Source organism: Rhodococcus sp. 1168 (genome assembly GCF_002091955.1).
Lineage (GTDB): Bacteria > Actinomycetota > Actinomycetes > Mycobacteriales > Mycobacteriaceae > Rhodococcoides.
Window position 1 is genome coordinate 57,473 of sequence record NZ_MKKY01000059.1, and the last position, 21,552, is coordinate 79,024.

Sequence of the window (21,552 nt, forward strand, 5' to 3'; positions counted from 1 at the left end):
TCTGAAAGGCTAGGTCGCATCTGTGTTGATCATAGGAATAATTCTCTTCGGTCTCCTGATAGGCGCCGGCGCGCAGTTGATATTGGGGAAGTCCAAGACCGGCATGGACTGGACGCTGGCATTCATCGCCGGCATCGTGGGCTCCTTCGTCGGTGGCTTGGTGGTGAGTTTGATTGCAGGCGACGGAATATCGCTGCGGCCGAGCGGAATCATCGGATCTCTGCTGGGAGCATTGCTCGTCACGGCACTGTGGCAGCGGTTCAGCCCGGCCAGATCGAACTCCCAGTAGCGGGAGCGAGTCACGCCAGGTATGCAGCACGTGACTTACGTAGTTCGTCCAAGATTTCGTCCGTGGCATTGCCGAGCGGCGGCGCCACGTCGAGTTTGTTCAACGGTGAATCGCTCAGCTGCAGGGCGCACCCTGGAACCGGTGTGCGTCCCTTCATCGGATGCTCGACGTATCGGATCATCCCGCGGGCAATCAGATGCTCGTCGGTGTCTACTTCCTCGAGCGACTTCACTGGCGCGCAGGGAACGCCGGCAGCCTGAAGCTCAGCAATCAGGACGTCACGGGGCAAGGTGGCGGTCCAGGCCGCAACCATTTCATCGACCTCGTCCATATTTTCCACACGGTCCGCTTCGGTGACGAACCTCGGATCGACACCCAGCTCCGGTTGCCCCATGCTGGCGATGACGCCATGCCAGTGCCTTTCGGCCATACAGATCAGTGCGATCCAACCATCGCTCGACGGGTAGACATTGTATGGGGCTATCGCGAGCCCAGAGTGCCTGTTTCCGGTGCGCTCAGGGATCTTACGATCCGGGGAATTATGGAGTCCTCCTAAGCCCGAGGCGAGCATGGGGTAGATGGTGTCGTGCATCGACACCTCCACAATCTGGCCCTTCCCAGTGTGTTCCCGTTGGTAGAGTGCCGCGGCGATCGCGGCGAACAGGTGAACTCCACCGGAGAAGTCGACGAACGCCAGCCCTGACTTCGTGGGAGGGCCGTCGGGTGTGCCGGTGCTGGAGATGCTGCCGGACATGGCTTGGACAGTGATATCCATCGCAGACATGTGCGCGTACGGCCCGGTGGACCCGTAACCCTTGCCGGACGCAACTATCAGTCGAGGATTCAGCTCTCGGAGCTTCTCGAAATTCAGCTCCAGACGGTCCATCGTGCCAGGTGCGTAGTTCTCGATGAGCACGTCTGCAGTGCGGATCAACTCGAGCATGTTCTCGTGCCCTTCAGACGACTTCAGATCGAGCACCACGCTCCGCTTGTTGGAGTTGAGCATGAGGAACTCGTGCGACTCGGTCACTTGATGTGAACGGAACCGCAGCATCTCACCGTTCGGCGGTTCGATCTTGACAACGTCGGCACCCAACTGCGCCAACAAGAGCCCGCAATAGGGGCCGTTGTAGATCTGCCCTAGCTCCAGAACCCGGATACCTGCGAATGCCGAGGACATGGCGTACTCCTTCTGTGTTTGTTCGGTAGTGACAAGTTCGTTGTGCTCGGGCCGGACATGTATGTGCAGCTTCCGCGTCATTGCAGCGGTCACCGGGCCGAATGCCGCGGATAGATTCACTTCGGCTGCTTTTCGGGTACGACGGTGACCTTGGCTGCGACGGACGCCCTGACGAATTCGGGGACCGGGTGCCAGCGCAACGACGTGGCAGTAGAAGCGGCGGCTGCGACAGTCAGGGCGCCGGCGATGAGGAACACGCTGCCAGGCCCGGCCACCCCTGCTATCGCACCGGCTCCTAATGGAATGGCCAGTTGCGCGGCACGGTTTCCGGTGAGCCGCAACGCAAGTGCAGCGACACGGTCACCACTCGGTGCGGCGACGGTCACCCAGTTCATCGTGACTGGCTGGTTCATACCCCACAAGAACCCAATTACCATGAGGGACAAGCCCAAGACGACGACGTTGCTCGAGATCCCCAAGGCAAACACTGCCGGTGCCGTAATGATGGGAGAGACGATCAGGATTGCGGTCTGCGACCGATGCTGTAGCAACCATGGCATGGCGGCACGCGAGATCATCGAGAAGATCGAGCGGGTTGAGACCAGCGCACTCACCACCATCGGACTCAATCCGATCGATTCGCCGACAACCGGCATATACGCGGTAATGAGATCCACTCCGGTAACCACGATCAGGCCGGCGAAAATAGCGGGCACCATTCCGGTGCGACGTACCAACGTGTGCAATGGCACCGGCCGCGAACTGTCACCGTTTCTAGCGACGGGTTTTGTGCGCGGCAGTGAGAGAACGAATGGGATAGAAGCCGCGGCGACGACCGTCATCACTATCAGCGCCATGTCGGTGTCGACTACATCACCGTCAAGCCCATTGGTCAGCAGCACACCGACGATGGGAGTGCCGATGGACTGCCCTACCGAGACAGCCAGAGTGAACATAGCGAAACCGTTGACGTGCTTCTTGCGTTCGGTCAGAGTCATGATGAAGCCTTGAGCACCGATCATCGTCATAACCTGCCCCAGACCAAGGGCGGTGTTTGCGACGGCCAGCGCAACAATCGTCGACGACATTGCCGCCAGGCCTACTGCCGCTGTCGATAGGACGGTGCCGGCGGTGAGAATTCCCCAACTTCCACGGCGGTCTCCGTACCGTCCGATCTGCAATGCCAGCACCATTGGAAGTAGCGCAAAGGTTGCAGCAACAATGCCTACGGAGACCGCATCTCCACCCAGGGCAAGCACACGATAGGACATCGCCACACGCACGGCATCGAACGCGGCGTTGACCAGCAGCGCTGCGAGGAAGAGTCGTGCAATCGGGGTAGTCACATCGGTCCTTGGGTTAGCGATCAGAAGACTCTGGCGTGGCGAACTCGGTCAGCCGTGAGCAAGTCGCGTATCAGGCTCCGATGATCGCTCTGAGCCAGGCTTCGGGCACACCCTCGAGGTGGGCACCGTCCACCACTATCGGCCAGACCGTCTCGCTACCCCCGTCCAAGGCAATACGAGCCAATCGCGACTCCCAGAATGCAGCCGACCCGAACTCGCCGCGCCACTGCAGCGCAGGGAGTGTGAGCCAATGCAAAGAATGCTCGTGTGTGGTGCCGATCGCCCCGTGCACCTGATGTGTGTTGCGAATGGCAACCCCCAAGGCCCGTGAGACGACGCTGCGTGCAACCGCGACTCGAAACTGCGTGTAGGCGCCGGAAAAGCCATGGGCGACAACCTCAGCCAGTGCGGTGTCCACGGCAGCACGCGCCAGGGCCGTCTCTGCAGCGATATCCACTACCAAGTTCTGCACCGATTGAAACTTCGCCAGCGCACGCCCGAACTGATCGCGTGAGGTGGTGTGCGCTATGGAGGAAATGAGCATCCCCTCCATAGCGCCGACGCACTGCACAGCGCGGGCCAGCGCCCCGCACAGGACGTATGCCTCGACAGCGGACGCTTCGACACCCGACCAAGTGACCTCGAACGAATCGGGAATAGAGACCGTGCCCAACGGGGTAGCGGAGATCCCAGGGGTGGATGCGATGGACAGTCGCTCCGTCGAAACTACGGCCAGCTCGTACGTACCGGGTGCCGATGCCGAGCGGACAAGGGTGACTGTAGTGGTGGCGCCTGCCCACGGCACGTTACGGGCAAGCCCGTTCATGTCGAGGACGGCCACTGTGGAGGTTGCTCCGGCTGATTGGGTATCGATTCCAGCGGCTTGATGTAGCGGGCCGGCGAGCAGGTCGGTCTCCGCGTACGGCACCGCAACACCCGCAGTGGCGGCGGTGCGTAGCAAGGCTGCCGCCTCGATCCAACCGGCGCCGGACCCACCGGTGCTCTCGGGTGTGGTCAGCCGCGCCAACCCGACCTCGGTGAGAGTGGCCCACACGGCATCGGGCGGGAGCGCAGAACCCGGGGTATGGAATCGTACGAACAAGTCCGTCATCAACTCTTGCAACGCGTCGTCCACTGCCAAGTCTTGACCGGTATCAGCCTGATTCGTGGTGGCATCCATCAGCGCATTCCTAATCCCCGCGCGATCACGCCGCGCAGAATTTCGTTGGTTCCACCGCGGAGTGAGAATCCCGGGCGCTGGTGCAATCCGGCGCGGAGGAGGCCGACAATGTCGTTCCCCGCTGCCACGGTTTCGTCCCCCAACCGGGAGGAAACGGTGTCCACGATGTCGCCTTCAGTGGTGGTGCCCAGTAACTTGACCAGGGCAGCCGGAATGTCAGATGGTTCACCACGGTGCAATGAGCTGGCGACGTTCTGGCTCAGTGCGTGGAGGCCTGCCATGCGGGCAAGAGATGCGCCCAGGTCGCTACGCTCCGGAAGTACGCCCGTATGCATCGCCCCGACCTCGGCTGCAAGCAGATAGAACGACGACAGGAACCGCTCGGGGCCACTGCGCTCGAAGGCTAGCTCCGAGTTGACTTGCTCCCAGCCCTTCCCCGGGGTGCCGAATACCTTCGAATCCGGGACAAAGACCTCGTCCAGAACTACCTCGTTGAAGTGATGGTCACCGCTGAGTGAGATGACCGGCTTGGTCAAAACACCTTTACTGCTCAAGTCCACAATGAATTGGCTGAGACCTGTATGTCGGTCGGAAGTGTTCAGCGGTTCTGTTCGAGCAAGAACGATGAAGGCCTCTGCGCGGTGGGCGCCGGATGTCCATACCTTGGTACCGGTTACCTGCCAGCCACCATCGACTCGGACACCCTTCGTGCGCACGCTGGCCAAGTCGGATCCGGAGTCAGGCTCGCTCATACCGATGGCAAAGCAGCATTCTCCAGCAGCAATGCGCGGTAGATACTCGCGTTTTTGCTCCTCGGTCCCGTAGCGGAGCAGTGAAGGAGCGATCTGCCGATCCGCTACCCACTGCGCTGCCACGGGTGCGCCGACAGCGAGTAGTTCTTCGGTCACCACGAAACGCTCCATATGGCTGCGGCTGTGACCGCCGTACTCGCAAGGAATGGTCATTCCAACCCAACCGCGTGCGGCAAGACGTCGGGTGAAGCCTTCGTCCCAGCGCGTCAGCCACGTATCCACGGAGGGCGCGAGACGGCCTGCAGCGATTTCCTCGGCGAGGAATGAGCGGACCTCAGCGCGTAGCGACGTCATCTTCTCCGTCGGCCCGGTGAAGGGTGGCGCGAAGGATGTGGTCATTTGAACTCCTTGCTGGTTGGTGGCCGAGACCTTGAGGCGACGGTAGTACAGATTTAGACCCTTACGCAATAGAGGAGCAGATTACGTAAACAGGTAAACGCGGTTGAGGTGTTGTTACTGTGATCTCATGACTGACGTGACTTCGAGCGCATCGAGTGGACTGAATGCCACAAGCAGTGACCTGGCTTCCGCTACCAGCGAATCGGCGAAAGGGATCGGCGAGGACGGGCGGCTCGAGCTAGGCAAAGTGCCCGAGCGTCCGCGGCATCGCATGATCGACCGCGTCGCAACAATCATGGAGATGGTTGCGCGATCCGGTAAGGGTATGACCCTGACCGAAGTGTCGAAAGAGCTCATGGCGCCGGTGAGCTCCACTCAAGGACTTATGAACGGCCTTGTGTCCGTTGGGTATCTGGAAGAACGCGACCGCGTTTACACACTTGGAGCCGCGCTTTACCTTCTCAATGTCGTTGCAGGACGTCCTCCGGTTGCGGCGATTCGGCATGAGCAACTCGAACAGGTCCATGCGGAAACTGGGTTGACAACCGTCCTTTCCACCGCGGTGGGTGACGAACTCTTCTACAGTGACCATGTCTCGTCCGACCCTCGCTACGCCTATCTTGCCGAGGGGCACCTGCGCAGATCGTTGCTGCGCACCTCGGCCGGCTGGTTGCTTCTCGCAGACAGGGAGCAACGTGATATTTGGGCGTACCTCAATTCGCGGCCTGCCGAGGACGCCGAGCGAGTGGACGCCTTCCTCCGAACCTTGACCGAACTCCGCGAGACCCGTGTGTGCATGGCCCCCACGATCGGAGAGGACGATTCCGACGGTGTTTCTATCGCCCTTCGCGAAAGCGGTCGCACTATCGCTGTCCTCGGCGCCGTCGGTTCGGTGTCGGATATTGCGGATCGGCGTGAGGAGCTCCTCGAAATATGTCTGCGCCACGCGGCCAGCTGGGGTCTGCGCTGACCGCGCGTGGTTGAACCGGCGGCAGGGCAACCACGCGGGCGGCATCGTCGTGAACTTTCAGGCTCCGCGATACTGGCCTGGCCTCTTGTCGACGAAAGCGGTGATGGCCTCCTGGTGGTCCTCCGTGTGATGAGCCATGGCCTGCATGGCCGCAGATAGCTGCAATAGTGACTCCAGCGACTGATGTTCCGACTCCCGCAACAGCTGTTTCGTCATTCGCACCGAGTGCGGTGGGTTCTTGGCCACGCGCGCGGCCAACTCCATCGCCTTCTCTACCAGCTCGTCTGGCTCGACCACGTAGTTGACCAACCCCCATTCGAGCGCCGTCGCCGCAGGGACCCGGTCGCCGGTGAGCGCCATTTCCGCTGTCCGTGCACGGCCGATCGTCTTGGTCAGCAACCATGCGCCACCGTCGCCTGGGATGATGCCGAGTTGGACGAAGCTCTCTGCAAAGAAAGCTTTGGTCGAGGCGACCCGCAGGTCGCACATCAATGCCAGATCGCACCCTGCACCGACGGCGGGCCCGTTGACAGCCGCGATCACGGGAACCTCGCAGTGGTAGAGCGCAATTGGTATGCGCTGGATTCCGGACCGATAGCCGTTGTAGATGGTGTGCGGGCTGCCCCCGAAAATACTGGTGCGATTGACCATGTCCTTGACGTTGCCTCCAGCAGAAAAGGCGGTTCCCGCACCAGTGAGCACGACGGCTCTGACATCGGGGTCCGCGTTGACCGCGGCGACGCGCTCACACAGCGCATCGATCATCGATGCGTCGGAGATGGCGTTGCGAGTCTCGGGCATATTCAACGTCCACGTTTCGACGTGGTCGGAGCGGCTGATGAGAAGTGGAGACGAGCCGGACATACGGTGTCCATTCTGTTGAGGGGTTGTGCAGGCGATCACGGCAGGAATTAGTGCATGGAGTTGGGAAGCCACAGGACCAGCGCCGGGAAGATGAGGAACACCAGCGCTATCAGCAGCATGGCACCCACATATGGTGCGGCACCGCGGAATACGTCTTCGACGCGCTGACCGGAAGACTTGGCCACCACGAAGACGTTCAGACCCATCGGTGGGGTGACCAGACCGATCTCGGCGAGAAGCACCACGAATATGCCGAACCACACAGGGTCGTACCCAAGTTCGACCGCCAGTGGCAGGACCACGGGGACAGTCAGTGCGATGATCGCGATCTGGTCCATGAAGAAGCCCAGAATCAGATAGAGCATCGCGATGAACAACATGATGACTACCGCCGGTAGCGCCAGTCCGCCGACCCACGCAACAATCGCCGGTGTCACACGAGTCTCGGTGAGAAAATGGCCGAAGACATGGGCCCCGACAATGATTGCGAAGATCATCGCCGTGGTCTTGGTGGATTCGACGAGCGTCTTGCCGATCGCGGACAGGGAGAACTTGCCCTTCGAGGTGACCAGAATCAATGCGGCCACGCAACCGAGTGCTGCGGCTTCGGTGGCTGTGGCGACGCCCAAATAGATCGAGCCGACCACGGCCAGGAAGACGAACACCAGTGGCAACGCCGAGACGATAGCCCGGCCCTTTTCGGCCCAGGATGCCTTCTCCCCGTGCGGGACATTCTGTGGATTGCGAATCATTGAGATATACATGGTGGCGATGAGTGACAGCGCGATGATCAGGCCTGGAACGAAGCCGGCTACGAGCTGGTCGCCGACACTGACCTCGGCGGTGATTGCATAGAAGACCAGAATGATCGAAGGTGGGATCATCGCGGCAAGAGTGCCGACCACAGCGACGCTACCGCCCGCCATTTTGGGGCTGTACCCCTCATCGATCATTTTGACCGTAGAGGTCTGGGCGAGTGTCGCGGCCGCAGCGGTGGAGGAACCGGACACCGACGCGAACGCGGTGCCCGCCGCGATGGAGGCCACCGCAGTGCCGCCCCGGATGCGGCCGACCACAGCACGAGTGGCGTCGAACAACGAGTCCAACAGCCCGGACAGCATTATCAGGTGCGCCATAAGTATGAACAGGGGAACTGCGGACAAAGAGAAGCTCATCACCGAGGTCGCCGGCGCGGTCTGCATCACGCCGTCGAGCACACTAGGCCCACTGACTAACGCAATACCGACTATGCCTGCACCCAAGATGGCGAACGAGACCGGAACACGGACGAGGATCAGTACGAGTAACAGCAAAACGATCAGTAGGGCAGTCATGTCAGCTTCCTTCCGTCGTGCCGTTGGTCTCGTAGTCGGTGGAAACCCGGTCCACCGACGAGGTCAGTTCGCGGTACAGGTCGATTGCGACGACTATGGCGCCAAGGATTGCGGCGACGGGAATGATCGACTTCCACGACCAGGTCGGCCAGGGGAGGTCTGCCATGCCAGGGGGCGGCGCCTGCCCGGTGACGAAAGCGAAGTGAGCCGCCTGCGTGCTCGAATAGACCAGCAGGACAAGTGAACCGAGAATAAGTAGGTAGGTCAGGATCAGGAGGATCTTACGTGCGAGAACTGGAACTCGTTCGAATATCGTCGCCACTGCCACATGTGCACCCGAGCGATACGCAGTCACGGTGCCGAAGAATGCAATCGACATCATCAAATATTGCTCTACCAGCCCGACGTTCCAGCCCAGGGGTGAGTCGAAGGCCATTCGGGAGACGACCTCTACCGTGGTGAGAACAGCGATCACCGCGATGGCAGTTGATGAAATCACTGCGCATACTGCCGAGATCCCGTTCTGGACCGCGTCCAGTCGCGGATGGTCGGTGGCCAGGTACCCGAAAGTCGTACGCTGTGCAGGAGACTCCCCATGCTGGTAGAAGATGGTCTCGGGCTGGACGGAGGGGCTCGTGCTGCCGATCACTTCGTCTCACCGGCTTCCTGCGCCCCTGCGTCGTCGAATGCGGCAGTCGCTTCATCGAGAATTCGCTGCGCAGGTAGGCCGATGGCAGTCAGGTCGTCGACCCAATTTCGGCGCACGTCCTCCGCGATCGAATCCCACGCACGGCGGTTTTCATCGGTGACCAGATCCATTTGTACGCCTGCGTCGAGCATCGCCTGCTTGGATTCGTCCACGGACTTCTGAACCTCTATGCACGCCGCTTCCTGGGCGACATCGGATGCCTCGGTGAGCACGGCACGCTGCTGATCCGAGAGGTCTTGCCACACGCTCTCGGAAACCGAGTAGGTCGCTGTGAACCCGCCCAATTCCGCGCCGACGGTGGAGTAGTGCAGAACTTCTTCCAGTTTGTATGGAGTGACGCTGACGGGGCTCGCCAACGTCCCCTCGACTGTTCCACGAGAAATCGCCTCGTACAGGTCCCCGATCGGCATCGAGACACCGGCTGCGCCTGCCACATCGACCACTCGATCTGCGACTCCGCCGGTCGATCGCATGATCTTGCCATCCAGATCCGCAGCCGAGTTGATCGGGAAGTTACCGCTCATGGCCTCGTATCCGGACACGTACGCGACCCACAGGGGATGCACATCTTGCTGCCGGAGTTCGTGCTCGAAGAGTGTCGTTCCGGGTTGCATCATCGCCCGCATCGCGTTGGCACCAACGCATGAGTTTTCGGTGAGTCCAGGAAGATCGCCGACGTTCGACAAAGGCAGCTGGGTGCCGACGTAGGCGGGAGAGACCGCTGCGATCTGCGTGACACCGGTGCGGAGCAATGCAGGCGTATCGCTCTGCTTGCCGAGCTGACCCGATGCGAAGTACTCGACCTGCAGCCCCACATCTGGACCGTCCGCCCGCAGGATGTCGAGGAAGATCTTCGTTCCACTTCGACCGATTGGGTGGGTGGCAGAGAAACTGTCTGCAATCTTGAGGATCACGTCGCCGTTGTCGTCGTGTGGGGCTGCGCAGGCCGCCAACGTCAGGAGTGAGACTAGGACACCCGCGGTCTGCTTGCGGCGTCTGCCTGGACGAATACTTCGGTAGCGACGGACTGTATGCGGTGACGCGGCGCTGACAAAAGCGTTCAAAGCGACCACTACTTCCGTATTGAAGGAATCAGATATGTATATACGTACCCGACGCAAGAAAGGCTACCGAGTGATTGGGGTCACTGTCAATGTCCGGGGTGAGTATTCGAGGACCCACTCCGCCAGAGGTGCGTCGTGAAGCTGGGATGGAATGGCTACACGCGCTTCAACATTCGGACGAGGTTTCGGGGAGTGGCCCAGCAGTCTCAGCGGCCACGGAATTGCGGTACGCGCCGCTGGCCGAACGCGGAGACTGCTTCCTGCGAATCAGCGGTTCCCAGAAGTCTGATCTGTCGGTGCTTCTCGGTTTCGAGTGCGCTTGCCAGCGAAGTCGCCGGATCTGCAATCGACGCTTTCGACGCGGCCATGCCCAGAGGTGCATTTTCCAGCCATGATCGCAGGCGAGTCATGGCCGCCTCGTCGACTGCTCCATCATCTGCCAACTCATCAACCAGCCCTCACGACAATGCTGTGTGCGCGTCGAGCGCCTCTGCTCCGATAAGCATCTGATTCGCACGAGCCGGACCTATTCGTCGAGGAAGCGACCAAGTGAGTCCTGCATCTGCAGAGAGCCCAATCTTCGTGAAGGGTGCACCCAGTTTTCCGCTCTTGGCGCAGATGACGTGGTCGCATGCCGCAGCAATCCCTAGGCCAGCGCCGAACGCGCCACCCTCGACCGCAGCGAAAACCGGACGTGCGTTGGAAGCGATGGCCGACACAACTGCCGCAAGGTGATCGAAGCGTGTCTGATCGGCAGTAAAACCTGCGGGGTCCCGTAGGTCGCCGCCACTGCAGAAGTAACCGTCCGCGCCAGTTATCAAGATTCCCGCAACGTCCTCGGCTACCTCCTCGAGGAGGGTCCGAAGAATCTCTCGCATAGCGAGGCTGAGCGCGTTTCGATGACCAGGGTTGTTGAGCGTGAGGACCTGTATGCGTCCTTCGCGTCGAGATTGGACAAGTTCGGACAAGGTATCCACCCTTCGATCGACCCCGAAGCGTTGCGAAGACCGTATGGCCCGTGCAGTGTGCGTGATCACAGTCACGTGTGCCCCCTCAACCAGAGGGTAACCCCGAGGTCGCGTCGTCAGGGGACGTCGAAGCACCACTAGCGACTGGTAATGAAGAAGTCGATACGGCATGTCGACCCGGTTCGTCAGAGATGAGCAGGCAATCCTCGACGGCTCGAGCACCGATTGCGTCGTATTCGAAGGGTATAAACGAGGGATGCCATCGATCGACACTTCCGCGCCGCCCACCACTCCGCTTCGTACTGCGGCCCGATTTGCGCTGTCCGGTGCGCTGGTATTCGCCGGATTGAGCCACCTCTTCTGGGCGCGCGAGGATTTCCAAGCTCAGGTCCCAGGATCTATTCCCCTCGATCCCGACGGCGTCGTCATGGCTTCCGGTGGTGTCGAGATAGTGCTCGGCGTCGGGCTTGCCGTGCTGCCGCGCGATCGGGTTCGGATAGGCAGGCTCCTTGCGACCTTCTTCGTTGCGGTGTTCCCCGGAAACCTCGCTCAGTACCGCAACAAGCGGGACGCATTCGGCTTGGACACCGATCGGCGACGGTTCATCAGACTGCTGTTTCAGCCGGTTCTTGCGGCCTGGGCACTGTGGTCCACCGCCGTCCCCAAGCGCAGGTAGTCCCTACCGCCCTGTCGTCGGTGACGTTGTTCTGTCCAACCCTTGTTCAACCAAGAAATTTGGCTTCGGGTCGCCGTCCGAACTTCGGACAGGAATGTTCCGAAATACCTTCGACGCACACTAGAACGTGTTCTCATTGGGTCTCCAGCACTCGACAGGAGCATCTAGTGACGCGTGACGACGTCGCGGAAATCGAACAACTGAAATATCGGTACCTTCGGACCCTCGACTGCCGCAGGTGGGACGAATTCGCAGAGACCCTCACCGAGGATGTAGTTGCCGAATACGGTGAACACCTGCGGTTTACCTCACGCGATGATGTCCTTGCTTTCATGCGCTCGGCGATGGTGCCGGGACTCATTACCGAGCATCGCGTGGACCACCCTGAGATCCTCGTCGAGGGGAACAGTGCCAGTGGGGTCTGGTACCTGTCCGACATGGTCATGCATCCCAAGTATGGCGCCATACTCAGAGGTGCAGCCTTCTACAACGACCGCTATCGGCGGGGCGACGACGGTCGTTGGCGCATAGCGCACACCGGATACACCCGAACCTACGAATTCACACACGAGCTCACCAGTCTGCCCGGATTTCGGATGACGGCAGATCCGTGGCAGGACGGAAGGACGCAGTTGTGACCGAAAACCTCACTGGCAAGGTCGCTTTGATCACCGGCGGCGGCCAGGGCATCGGACGGGGCGTTGCGCTGGAGTTCGCGCGCGCGGGGGCCAAGTGCTTCCTCGTCGGCCGTACCCGCTCGAAACTCGAGGCTGTAGCCGAAGAGATTGCTCAAGTGACCTCGGCAGCAGACGTCGCAGTCTACGAGGTGGACATCGCCTCGGACGGTGCCTGCGAGGCTGCTGTGAGCGCAGCATTGGAGACCTTCGGGGGCGTCGACATTCTGGTCAACAACGCGAACTCCGCCTTCCCGGTACCCCTCGACGAATCCGGCGACGACTTTTTCGACTACGCCCTGAGAACGGGACCACGTGCGGTACTGCGTCTGATGCGAGCCGTCCACCCATCGATGGTCGAGCGGGGTGGGGGAGTCATCATCACGATGATCACTTCGTCTGCAGTTCGTTGGGACACATCAGGATTCGGGGTCTACGCCGCCACCAAGGAAGCCATGCGGGTGCTGACTCGGACCGCCTCCAGTGAATGGGGACATGAAGGCATCCGCGCACATTGCGTTGCCCCGCACGCATTGACACCAGCCCTCGAGTGGTGGATAGAAAACAATCCGGAGGAAGCCGAAGAGTTCGTTCGGACGATCCCAATGGGGCGTATCGGCGATCCTGAACGCGACATCGGTCAAGCAGTTGCCTTTTTGGCCTCGGATTCCTCACGCTATCTGAGCGGCGCTGTCATCCCGTTGGACGGCGGTCAGTCCCGCTGGTGACCCCAGTGTTCAACCTACGTTGACGCTCGCCGCCTTGAAACGCAAAGGCCCGCACCCATTCTTCGGGTGCGGGCCATAAGCGGCGTGGCGTCAGTGCTGCAATGCCGGATAGTCCGTGTAACCCTCCGCGCCACCGGAATAGAAGGTGCTCGGGTTGGGGGTATTCAAGGGCAGATTTTCCCGCCAACGGTATGCGAGATCAGGATTGGCGATGGCGGGCCGTCCGACAACCACGGCGTCGCCGACACCATCGGCCAAAATGGACAGCGCTTCATCACGGCTGGTGATCTCGCCGAATCCACTGTTCACGAGCGTCGGACCACCGAATGCCTGCCTCAGACTCTGGACGAGTTCCCCGGCCGGATTCTTGTGCAGGATACTGAGATACGAGAGACCGAGGGGTGCAATGCGATCGATGAGCGCCAGGTAGGTCGCCCGCACGTCGTCGGCGTCCTTCTCGTAGGCATCCTGGATGTTGTGTTCGGGGGAAATACGAATTCCAACTCGGCCGGCGCCGATTGCCTCGGCAACTGCCTCGACGACTTCAGCGACGAAGCGGGCCCTGTTCTCCGGTGATCCGCCATAGGAATCGTCACGTCGATTCGACGCCGGGGACAGGAACTCGTGGAGCAAATAACCATTGGCACCGTGAATTTCGACGCCATCCATCCCAGCAGCGATTGCATTCTTCGACGCTTGCACAAATTCCTCGATCACCGAGGGCAGTTCATCGTTTCGCAATGCGCGCGGTACTGGGTAGGACTTCTTGCCATCGTATGTTCGGGTTTCGCCTTCGATGGCGATCGCACTCGGCGCCACTACCTCGCGCCCGCCGGTTGTCCCTTCGTGTGTCACTCGCCCAGCGTGCATGACCTGGGAAACTATCAGCCCACCTGCGGAATGTACTGCGTCTGCCACGTTGCCCCATCCAGCGATCTGCTCGGGCGTGACGAGCCCGGGCTGACCTGGGAACCCTTGCCCTGCGTGGCTCGGGTATGTCCCCTCGGTCACGATGAGACCGAGCGAGGAACGCTGCTTGTAGTGCTCGACCACCAGGGGTCCGGGGATCCCGTCTCGTCCTGATCGCACGCGCGTCAGCGGAGCCATCACCAACCTGTTTGCAAGTTTCAGTTCACCTAAGGTCAAGGGGGAAAACAACTTCACTGGATCGGCTCATTTCGTTGGCAACGCTGCGTTCTTCGTTCGAATTACTTACAGTCGCTAACCTTCGGAGATGGTGAGATATTCCGAGCCGAGACGATCATCACGCGTTCAACAGCTTCGAGAAATCGATTTGCCGATGTATCAGCTCTCCAACCTGGCCGGAGCCAGTACACGGACGTCCTCCCACCTGGAACATAGTCCCAGTCACCGGGAGGGTCCACACTTTCCAGTGGTCTTTCGACTGTACTGAATCTCGTGACGAGCACCGAATCGAACACCCAGAGTCCGATCCAGCCCATCCCCGAAGCCCAGGTGGCGGAGTGGAATTACGAAGCCGACGTTGTTGTCGCTGGATTCGGCGTTGCCGGAGCCGCGGCCGCCGTCGGAGCGGCACAGGCAGGCGCTGACGTCCTGGTGCTCGAACGCACGGGTGGGTGGGGTGGCGCGGCGGCGATGGCAGGCGGTTTCATCTACATGGGTGGGGGAACACCCTTGCAGAAGGCCTGTGGATTCGACGACACCGTGGACAACATGAAGGCCTTCATGAAGTCAGCCTTGGGGCCCGGCGTCGACGAGGCCAAGATCGACGTCTATTGCGAGGGAAGCGTCGACCACTATCACTGGCTGGCCGATGACTGCGGAGTTCCGTTCAAGGAGAGTTTCTGGGGAGAACCGGGCTGGGAGCCCCCAGAAGACGACGGTTTGCAGTACACCGGAGGGGAAAACGCGGCACCTTTCAATTCCGTCATTCCGCCGGCGCCGCGAGGGCACGTCCCCCAGATGAAAGACAAGCACGTCAGCTCCGAAAAGGGCGGCGGATACATGCTGATGAAGCCACTGACCGACAGAGCTGCAGCACTCGGAGTCAGGTCCGAGTACGACATGCGGGTTCAGTCACTGATCGTCGACACCGACGGACGGGTTGTCGGCGTACAAGCCAAGCAGTACGGCAAGAACGTTTCGATCCGCGCACGTACCGGAGTGGTGTTGGCCACCGGGAGTTTCGCCTACAACAAGACGATGGTCGAGTCTTATGCACCCAGGTTGATCAATCGCCCGGCCGCGTCGATCGAAGAGCACGATGGACGCGCGATCCGAATGGCGCAGGCGATCGGTGCCGACCTCGCGCACATGGATGCCGCTGAGGTCGCGTTCTTCAGTGACCCACAAATGTTCATCCGTGGAATATTGGTCAACGGACGCGGCCAGCGTTTCATCAACGAGGACACCTACCCCGGCCGGGTAGGACAGGCTGTTCTGTTCGAAAATCACAACGAGGCGTTCCTCGTCATCGACGAGGCCGCATACGAGGTCGCGTTGACTACGCAGACTTCGACTCCGCAGCTTCGGCGCCAACCCACCTGGGTCGCCGAGACGGTGGAAGAGCTGGAGTCCGACATGAGATTGCCTGCAGGCGCTCTGCAGTCGACAGTCGAGCTGTACAACCGTCATGCCGTGAACGGTGAAGATCCCTTGTTGGGCAAGAAGACAGAATGGGTCCAACCGATAGGCACTCCCATTGCGGCAATCGACCTCCGCGGCATGACGGGCGGATTCACCTTGGGCGGACTACGGACGAGTACGGCCTCCGAGGTACTCCACGTCTCCGGTGAACCGATTCCGGGCCTCTTCGCTGCAGGTCGCTGCACCGCAGGTGTCTGCGCGGGCGGTTACGCCAGCGGGGCGTCGCTCGGGGACGGCAGCTTCTTCGGCCGTCGTGCCGGCCAAAGCGCGGCCAATGGAGGCTGAGGAATTCTATTGCCTCAGCGGCGGACTTTCGCGGTCACGATCAGGTACTCCCATTTCATTGCTTTCCCTTCGTAGAATTGGCCGGCCAGCTCGATCAGTGAGCTGTCCAGAGCTGCGACTGCGGCATGATCGTCCGCGATCCGCCGGTACACCGCGATCGTCGGACCGTAGTTCTTTTTGAAGTAGTGCACGAAGTCCTCCGGCCGGGCGAACGTGTCGACGGTCAGTGTTTTCACCTCAGCGGTCAATTCGCGGACCCGAACTCCGAACTGACCGCGGACGTGCGCCTCGTCGCCCCACAAGGGTGGCGGCTGTGCGCCGGGAGGTGGGGGAGCGGCATACGGCTTCATCGCCGAAAACATCTTTCCGATGAAGCCGTCTGGCGTCCAATTGATGAGCCCGATCGTCCCACCGTCCCGGCAGACGCGTACGAGCTCGTCCGCAGACTGCTGATGATGCGGGGCGAACATGACGCCGACACACGACATTACGATGTCGAACTCGTTGTCCGCGAACGGAAGAGCCTCGGCGTCACCCTGGATCCACTCGAGGTCGACCTGCTGGGCGGCGGCCAACTCGCGGCCGCGAGCGAACAGTTCGGGTGTCAGGTCACTTGCGATCACGGTTGCGCCGGCCACAGCAGCCGGTAGCGCCGCGTTCCCTGATCCCGCTGCGACGTCGAGCACTCGCTGACCGGCCTCGACCCCGCACGCACGCACGAGTGTCGGCCCGAGTTCTCGAACTACTTCGGCAGCGACGGCAGGATAGTTTCCCAGCCCCCACATGGTTCTGTGCGCCGCCTTCAGCGCACGGTCGGCATCGACAAATTCTGTGGGGTCGGTCATTGTCCCGCTCCTTCGACGTTGATTGGCTATGAGTCGAAGAGTAAGAATGTGAGCTGCGCTTATCCAGTACAGGATCTGTACCGGGGACACTATGAGCGCTATCGTCAGTAAATGGGGTCGTCGTACCACCAGTTCTGCCCCGTCGCCAAGGCGATGGAGCTGTTCGACGAGCGATGGACTCTGCTGGTGGTTCGCGAATTGGTGCTCGGCAGTCGCCGTTTCAACGATGTGCGACGCGGACTGCCCCGAATGTCACCCACCCTGCTGTCGAAACGCCTCCAACAACTCGCTGTAGCCGGGGTTGTCGAGAAGCAGAGTTCCGGAAGTGAGACGCGCTACGTCCTCACACGAGCTGGATTGGAACTGCGACCCGTTGTCGAAGCGCTCGGTATGTGGGGCACGCGCTGGGTCGGAACCCTCGGCGATGAGGACCTCGATCCTGCATTGCTCATGTGGGACATGCACCGCAACGTTCGTTCGACGTCCATCCCGCGCGAGCATGCGGTAATCGAATTCCAATTCACCGACGTAGCAGACTATTCCCGGGCGTGGTGGCTCGTGATCGACCCCTATGAGGTCGACGTGTGCGATGTCGATCCCGGTCTGGACGTCTCGGTCTGGGTGAGCACGAGGCTGCGTGTGCTGACCGAGATCTGGCGCGGCGACGTGACCTGGTCGCACACGCTCGAGTCCGGCGACCTGACCATCGACGGGCCGGCAACGCTGCGCCGCGGGATGCCGAATTGGTTCACCCTTCCGAAGTCCGCGGCGGTGCCCAGACCCTGATCTGTGTGAGGACGTCGAAAACGAGGCATCACTTCGAACGCGGTGTCTCAGCGTCACCGAGCATCGGTACGGTCACCGAACTCGGCGTGGTCGCAGTGTCGAACACTCCGCCGAATTCACCGCCGAGCACCGCAGTACGCGGCGGTGCAGTCACGCCTACGCCATCGGTAGATGACGGCACCAGCGAGCATCGTCAGCGACACGCCCGCAAGGATCGGCTGTATCGGTGCCCACAATCCCAGCGCGCCCGAGGTTCCGAGCGCGAGTAGTACGAGTTTGTTGCACAACGGGCAGCCGACTGCGAAGAAAGTCGATACGACCGCGAGCGCGGCCGGAGTGCTGGTGCGGTCGGCTTGGGATGCAGGTTTGTCGATACCGAACCAGGCGGCTGTCAACATTGCGGTGGCGAGCAGCACCGGAAGCTCCCATATTCGCGCCGGCACTTCGCGACTGAACACCGGAGTGTCGATGATGTCGGTGGGGATACCAACCACAACCAGGGTGATCATTCCAGCGAGTGCGCCGCGCACAAGCCGAATACTCCATTTCCGGGCACCCGTCGGACCGGCGGGGTCCTTCGGAAAAGCAGTTGCCATACCGCTGGAGGGACGGCCATGGGTAATCGGCTCGGACATGTAGAGGCGTCTCCTACCGGTTGTAGTTGATGGGTATGGTGCCTCTCTGAGGGTATACCCGGATAGGTATCTCGGCCGGACCGCTGTTTGACGAAAGGCAATGCATGACATCGACATCCCGATCCACTCGCCGTAGAGATGCGTGGTTGCTCGGCATTGCAGTGCTGGTCGCCGCTGTCCTCGTCGGAGTTCTCGTAGCGGGCACACGTGGCAACGATCAGCTGGAGTCAGCGCAAAGGGTGGGAGCGAACGCGGCGCCGGAGACCGGACCACTCGGGGATCTCGCTCGACGCACTCCCAGTGATCCGATGGCATTGGGTGCGATCGATGCTCCAGTGGTGATGGTCGCGTTCTCAGATTTTCGATGCCCGTTCTGCGCGCAATTCAGTCTCGAAACCGAACCGCAACTGGTCGATCGGTATGTCGAGGACGGCAAACTACGTATCGAGTGGCGCGATCTTCCGATTTTCGGGAAGCAGTCTTTCGATGCGGCCCGGGCTGGTCGCACTGCCGCTGCACAAGAGAAGTTTTGGGAGTTCACTCATGCGGTCTATGCCGATGCACCCGCGACCGGGCATGCGGACCTGACTATCGCCGCACTCGAATCCTTTGCGCAGCAGGCGGGAATTCCAGACCTGGCACGCTTCACCGCAGACGCGACTGGGACGGAGTTCGACGCCGCCATCAATGCTGACTCCGACAAGGCTCGATCGTTGGGAATCCCAGCCACGCCAGCATTCTCGGTGAACGGCGATCCGGTTCTCGGAGCACAACCCCTCTCGGAGTTCGTGGACTTGATCGACACCGCCGCGGGAGCATAGACACAGATGTCACAGATCGGACTTCTCGGAGCGTTTCTCGGTGGCCTGCTGGCATTGGTGAGCCCCTGTTCGGCGTTGCTGCTGCCATCGTTCTTCGCATACGCCTTCGACGGGGCCGGCAAGCTCGCTGCAAGGACTGGGGTCTTCTACTTAGGGCTGGCTGCAGTACTGGTACCACTCGGAGCCGGTGTCGGTGCCATCGGTTCGGCACTAACCCGGTATCGGGAGATCACCACGCTGGTTGGGGGATTGGTAATCATTGCCTTGGGGATAATGGTCATCGTCGGTCGCGGTTTTTCACTGGGATCGGCGCAACGGGCGGCCGCGCGCATCGATATATCGTCCAACGGGTCGGTGCTCGCACTCGGAGCTGTGTACGGACTCGCGGGCTTCTGCTCCGGACCGTTGCTCGGCGCGGTTCTGACAGTAGCCGTGGCCGGAGGGCAGGCCATCTACGGCGGCGTGTTGATGGCGCTGTATGCAGCAGGGATGGTTGTGCCTCTTTTCGCGCTCGCTCTGGTCTGGGACCGATTTTCGCTCGGATCGCGAACGTGGCTACGTGGCAGAGAACTCAGTATCGGACCGCTCCGCACCCACACCACATCGTTGTTCTCGGGGCTGTTCTTCGTTGCCATCGGAGTGATGTTCCTTGTCACCGAAGGAACGGCCAACATCGGCGGTGTAATAGGTGTCGAGAGTCAGTATTCGCTACAGGTGTGGATCGGAGATATCGCCGATTCGGTGTCGAACGTGGCGGTATTGCTCTTGGTGATGATCGCGGTGATCGTCGTCTTGGTAGTTCGATTGATCCGCAGCCGTAACCACTTCATCGACGATCCCGCGGAACGAGCGTCTGGATCGAACACCGATGACCGCATACAGTGACAAGAACAATCGGTAGTAAATCGCCCCTCCAATAACTTCACATCAGGACGCGCGCTCGGCCAACAACGCCAACCTGCGCAAAGCCTCCGAGTTTCGAGGATGCACTGCGGCGTGCTGTAGCGAGTCCGGGAGCATGCTGAAAGGTTTGCTCGCAGCGTGTTCGATCATCTGGATTCGACAACCCCGCGACCGCGGGTGCAATCGAACAGTAATGTGAGCGGTCCCGAACGGCAGGGCATGTGCCCGGAGCTGCAGCTCCCGTCCGGGGAAAGACTCGAGGACGGTCGTGGTGTCGTCCAGTACCGCAGGCCACAGGCCAACAGAGTGATGAATCGACGAACCCGGCGACGGCCACGTGCTGTCGACTGCGCGAATGCGGGATGCACCCACGACCCACATGGCGTATTGCCATCCATCGGCCAGCACCGCCCACACCGCGTCGGCGTCGGCGTCGGTGGTTCGTTCTGTCCCTGAAGTCATACCCAACATGCTTACCCGAATGGCCCCGGTCTGGCGAGAGGGGACGACCGGAACCGACGCCGCGTTGCACGATGGGGTTTGCCCGTGTGCAAGGCGGGGCACTCCCCAGTACCAATAGGGAGGTGCCGGTGACCGCTGCACGAGAGCGTTCGTTTCCATCCATCAGTGTCGACGACGGAGTTTATGCGCCGCAGGACGATTCGTTCTTGCTGTGCGCCGAGATTGCTACGCATACCGCAGTGGCGGGGGCCCGGGTGCTCGACTTGTGTACCGGGAGCGGGATCGCTGCGATCGAAGCTGCCCGTCGGGGCGCCCGGGAAGTTGTCGCGTATGACATCTCCAGCCGCGCAGTTGCCTGCGCACTGTCGAATGCCGATGTTAACGGCGTCAGCATCGACGCACGGGTAGGGACGCTTTTCGACGCGCAGCAAGACGCGCCGTTCGGTGTCATAGTCTCCAATCCGCCGTATGTACCCTCGCCTCGTGCTCCCGTCGGGATGGGTCTGCACCGTGCGTGGGACGCAGGAGACCGCGGCCGAGTGGTGTTGGATCTTCTGTGCAAGCATGCGTTCGATCTCCTGGTGCCGGGGGGAGCAGTGATCATGGTGCAGTCCGAACTCTGTGGGGTCGAGGATTCCCTCGATCGGCTGAGGGATACCGGCCTCGATGCCGAGGTGATACGCCGTCGAACGATCGATTTCGGGCCAGTTCTTCGTGAGCGTGCACCATGGATGGAAGCGGTCGGCTTGATCGAGGCGGGATGTCGAAGCGAAGAACTGATTGTCATCGAAGGTCGTCGTCCAGCAGACTCCTGATCCGACAAACGGTTGATTCACCACTACTCGGGGTAGTCGGTGCTACATGAGACGAGACGACGACATCGAATCCGAGTCCACCGAGCCGAAAGGCGGTCGCCCCGGGCCGACCGACGAAGGCAAGACTGGCGGAATGGCTACTCGGGAAGTAGCTCCCGAAGTCGCCGAGAACGAGGACGAGGACACCTGACCGCAGGAGCGCCGCGACGCTGACAGATGGTGCGGAAACACCTCGGCGT

At 61.0% G+C, this 21,552-nt stretch carries 25 protein-coding genes; 11 read left to right on the forward strand and 14 right to left on the reverse strand.

Going from position 1 to position 21,552, the window contains the following annotated elements; genetic code table 11:
- The first annotated feature begins 22 nt into the window (after window positions 1-22).
- The gene (locus tag BJI47_RS11400; RefSeq protein WP_088943835.1) at window positions 23-289 is read left to right on the forward strand and encodes a GlsB/YeaQ/YmgE family stress response membrane protein; all 267 of its coding nucleotides are present in this window, start codon (window positions 23-25) and stop codon (window positions 287-289) included.
- 10 nt (window positions 290-299) lie between these two features.
- On the opposite strand, the gene BJI47_RS11405 is transcribed toward BJI47_RS11400, so the two are convergent.
- The 4 genes from BJI47_RS11405 to BJI47_RS11420 all read right to left on the reverse strand — a co-directional run bounded on the left by BJI47_RS11405 (window position 300) and on the right by BJI47_RS11420 (window position 5,146).
- The gene (locus BJI47_RS11405) at window positions 300-1,589 is read right to left on the reverse strand and encodes a CoA transferase (RefSeq protein WP_254900532.1); all 1,290 of its coding nucleotides are present in this window, start codon (window positions 1,587-1,589) and stop codon (window positions 300-302) included.
- A complete protein-coding gene (locus BJI47_RS11410) occupies window positions 1,586-2,815 on the reverse strand; it encodes an MFS transporter (RefSeq protein WP_176224813.1) in 1,230 nt (409 codons plus the stop codon). The genes BJI47_RS11405 and BJI47_RS11410 overlap by 4 nt, the downstream gene beginning before the upstream one ends.
- A 70-nt stretch (window positions 2,816-2,885) precedes the next feature.
- Window positions 2,886-3,995 (reverse strand): acyl-CoA dehydrogenase family protein, encoded by a 1,110-nt coding sequence (locus BJI47_RS11415; RefSeq protein ID WP_088943837.1) that lies wholly within the window; start codon window positions 3,993-3,995, stop codon window positions 2,886-2,888.
- Entirely contained in the window at window positions 3,995-5,146 is a 1,152-nt protein-coding gene (locus BJI47_RS11420; protein ID WP_088943838.1) for an acyl-CoA dehydrogenase family protein, read from the reverse strand. The genes BJI47_RS11415 and BJI47_RS11420 overlap by 1 nt, the downstream gene beginning before the upstream one ends.
- A 271-nt stretch (window positions 5,147-5,417) precedes the next feature.
- Between BJI47_RS11420 and BJI47_RS11425 the strand changes: the two genes are divergently transcribed.
- Window positions 5,418-6,116, forward strand: coding sequence for a helix-turn-helix domain-containing protein (locus BJI47_RS11425; protein WP_088943900.1), 699 nt, complete (start codon window positions 5,418-5,420; stop codon window positions 6,114-6,116).
- Window positions 6,117-6,173: 57 nt separating this feature from the next.
- On the opposite strand, the gene BJI47_RS11430 is transcribed toward BJI47_RS11425, so the two are convergent.
- The 6 genes from BJI47_RS11430 to BJI47_RS11455 form a co-directional block, all read right to left on the reverse strand.
- Window positions 6,174-6,980 (reverse strand): crotonase/enoyl-CoA hydratase family protein, encoded by an 807-nt coding sequence (locus BJI47_RS11430; protein WP_088943839.1) that lies wholly within the window; start codon window positions 6,978-6,980, stop codon window positions 6,174-6,176.
- Window positions 6,981-7,027: 47 nt separating this feature from the next.
- Window positions 7,028-8,314 carry a TRAP transporter large permease gene (locus BJI47_RS11435; protein ID WP_088943840.1) on the reverse strand — a complete coding sequence of 429 codons (1,287 nt, stop codon included), beginning with the start codon at window positions 8,312-8,314 and terminating at the stop codon, window positions 7,028-7,030.
- Between the two features lies 1 nt (window position 8,315).
- Window positions 8,316-8,963 carry a TRAP transporter small permease gene (locus tag BJI47_RS11440; protein ID WP_254900533.1) on the reverse strand — a complete coding sequence of 216 codons (648 nt, stop codon included), beginning with the start codon at window positions 8,961-8,963 and terminating at the stop codon, window positions 8,316-8,318.
- Window positions 8,960-10,087: a TRAP transporter substrate-binding protein DctP gene (gene dctP, locus BJI47_RS11445; RefSeq protein WP_217808535.1), complete on the reverse strand. Its 1,128-nt coding sequence runs from the start codon at window positions 10,085-10,087 to the stop codon at window positions 8,960-8,962. The genes BJI47_RS11440 and dctP overlap by 4 nt, the downstream gene beginning before the upstream one ends.
- Before the next feature lie 206 nt (window positions 10,088-10,293).
- A complete protein-coding gene (locus BJI47_RS11450) occupies window positions 10,294-10,497 on the reverse strand; it encodes a hypothetical protein (RefSeq protein ID WP_139804863.1) in 204 nt (67 codons plus the stop codon).
- A gap of 48 nt (window positions 10,498-10,545) precedes the next feature.
- Window positions 10,546-11,055 carry an enoyl-CoA hydratase/isomerase family protein gene (locus BJI47_RS11455; protein WP_176224815.1) on the reverse strand — a complete coding sequence of 170 codons (510 nt, stop codon included), beginning with the start codon at window positions 11,053-11,055 and terminating at the stop codon, window positions 10,546-10,548.
- A 256-nt stretch (window positions 11,056-11,311) separates the two neighbouring features.
- Between BJI47_RS11455 and BJI47_RS11460 the strand changes: the two genes are divergently transcribed.
- The 3 genes from BJI47_RS11460 (at window position 11,312) to BJI47_RS11470 (ending at window position 13,133) form a co-directional block, all read left to right on the forward strand.
- Window positions 11,312-11,731, forward strand: a complete 420-nt coding sequence (locus tag BJI47_RS11460; protein WP_088943902.1) for a DoxX family membrane protein — start codon at window positions 11,312-11,314, stop codon at window positions 11,729-11,731.
- A 167-nt stretch (window positions 11,732-11,898) separates the two neighbouring features.
- Complete coding sequence (locus tag BJI47_RS11465) at window positions 11,899-12,369, forward strand: nuclear transport factor 2 family protein (protein ID WP_088943844.1); 471 nt, start codon at window positions 11,899-11,901, stop codon at window positions 12,367-12,369.
- Window positions 12,366-13,133, forward strand: coding sequence for an SDR family NAD(P)-dependent oxidoreductase (locus tag BJI47_RS11470; protein WP_088943903.1), 768 nt, complete (start codon window positions 12,366-12,368; stop codon window positions 13,131-13,133). Before BJI47_RS11465 ends, BJI47_RS11470 begins: the two co-directional genes overlap by 4 nt.
- A gap of 90 nt (window positions 13,134-13,223) precedes the next feature.
- Here BJI47_RS11470 and BJI47_RS11475 read toward each other — a convergent pair whose 3' ends face one another.
- Window positions 13,224-14,297 (reverse strand): alkene reductase, encoded by a 1,074-nt coding sequence (locus BJI47_RS11475; RefSeq protein ID WP_088943845.1) that lies wholly within the window; start codon window positions 14,295-14,297, stop codon window positions 13,224-13,226.
- Between the two features lie 288 nt (window positions 14,298-14,585).
- On the opposite strand from BJI47_RS11475, the gene BJI47_RS11480 reads away from it, so the two are divergent.
- Window positions 14,586-16,046, forward strand: a complete 1,461-nt coding sequence (locus BJI47_RS11480; RefSeq protein WP_254900549.1) for an FAD-dependent oxidoreductase — start codon at window positions 14,586-14,588, stop codon at window positions 16,044-16,046.
- Between the two features lie 14 nt (window positions 16,047-16,060).
- Here the strand turns inward: BJI47_RS11480 and BJI47_RS11485 are convergent, their stop codons facing one another.
- Window positions 16,061-16,891, reverse strand: a complete 831-nt coding sequence (locus tag BJI47_RS11485; protein WP_088943847.1) for a class I SAM-dependent methyltransferase — start codon at window positions 16,889-16,891, stop codon at window positions 16,061-16,063.
- A gap of 111 nt (window positions 16,892-17,002) precedes the next feature.
- On the opposite strand from BJI47_RS11485, the gene BJI47_RS11490 reads away from it, so the two are divergent.
- Complete coding sequence (locus tag BJI47_RS11490) at window positions 17,003-17,677, forward strand: helix-turn-helix domain-containing protein (protein ID WP_088943848.1); 675 nt, start codon at window positions 17,003-17,005, stop codon at window positions 17,675-17,677.
- Between the two features lie 116 nt (window positions 17,678-17,793).
- Here BJI47_RS11490 and BJI47_RS11495 read toward each other — a convergent pair whose 3' ends face one another.
- Window positions 17,794-18,312 carry a hypothetical protein gene (locus BJI47_RS11495; RefSeq protein ID WP_368655887.1) on the reverse strand — a complete coding sequence of 173 codons (519 nt, stop codon included), beginning with the start codon at window positions 18,310-18,312 and terminating at the stop codon, window positions 17,794-17,796.
- A gap of 104 nt (window positions 18,313-18,416) precedes the next feature.
- On the opposite strand from BJI47_RS11495, the gene BJI47_RS11500 reads away from it, so the two are divergent.
- Together BJI47_RS11500 and BJI47_RS11505 are read left to right on the forward strand one after the other, a co-directional pair.
- Window positions 18,417-19,133: a thioredoxin domain-containing protein gene (locus BJI47_RS11500; protein ID WP_088943849.1), complete on the forward strand. Its 717-nt coding sequence runs from the start codon at window positions 18,417-18,419 to the stop codon at window positions 19,131-19,133.
- A gap of 6 nt (window positions 19,134-19,139) precedes the next feature.
- Window positions 19,140-20,018, forward strand: coding sequence for a cytochrome c biogenesis CcdA family protein (locus BJI47_RS11505; protein WP_088943850.1), 879 nt, complete (start codon window positions 19,140-19,142; stop codon window positions 20,016-20,018).
- Window positions 20,019-20,060: 42 nt separating this feature from the next.
- Here BJI47_RS11505 and BJI47_RS11510 read toward each other — a convergent pair whose 3' ends face one another.
- Entirely contained in the window at window positions 20,061-20,498 is a 438-nt protein-coding gene (locus tag BJI47_RS11510; protein ID WP_088943905.1) for an SRPBCC family protein, read from the reverse strand.
- 128 nt (window positions 20,499-20,626) lie between these two features.
- Here BJI47_RS11510 and BJI47_RS11515 point away from each other — a divergent pair, with 128 nt between their 5' ends.
- The gene (locus tag BJI47_RS11515; RefSeq protein ID WP_254900534.1) at window positions 20,627-21,313 is read left to right on the forward strand and encodes a HemK2/MTQ2 family protein methyltransferase; all 687 of its coding nucleotides are present in this window, start codon (window positions 20,627-20,629) and stop codon (window positions 21,311-21,313) included.
- 46 nt (window positions 21,314-21,359) lie between these two features.
- Complete coding sequence (locus tag BJI47_RS24100) at window positions 21,360-21,503, forward strand: hypothetical protein (RefSeq protein WP_176224816.1); 144 nt, start codon at window positions 21,360-21,362, stop codon at window positions 21,501-21,503.
- Window positions 21,504-21,552 lie beyond the last annotated feature (49 nt).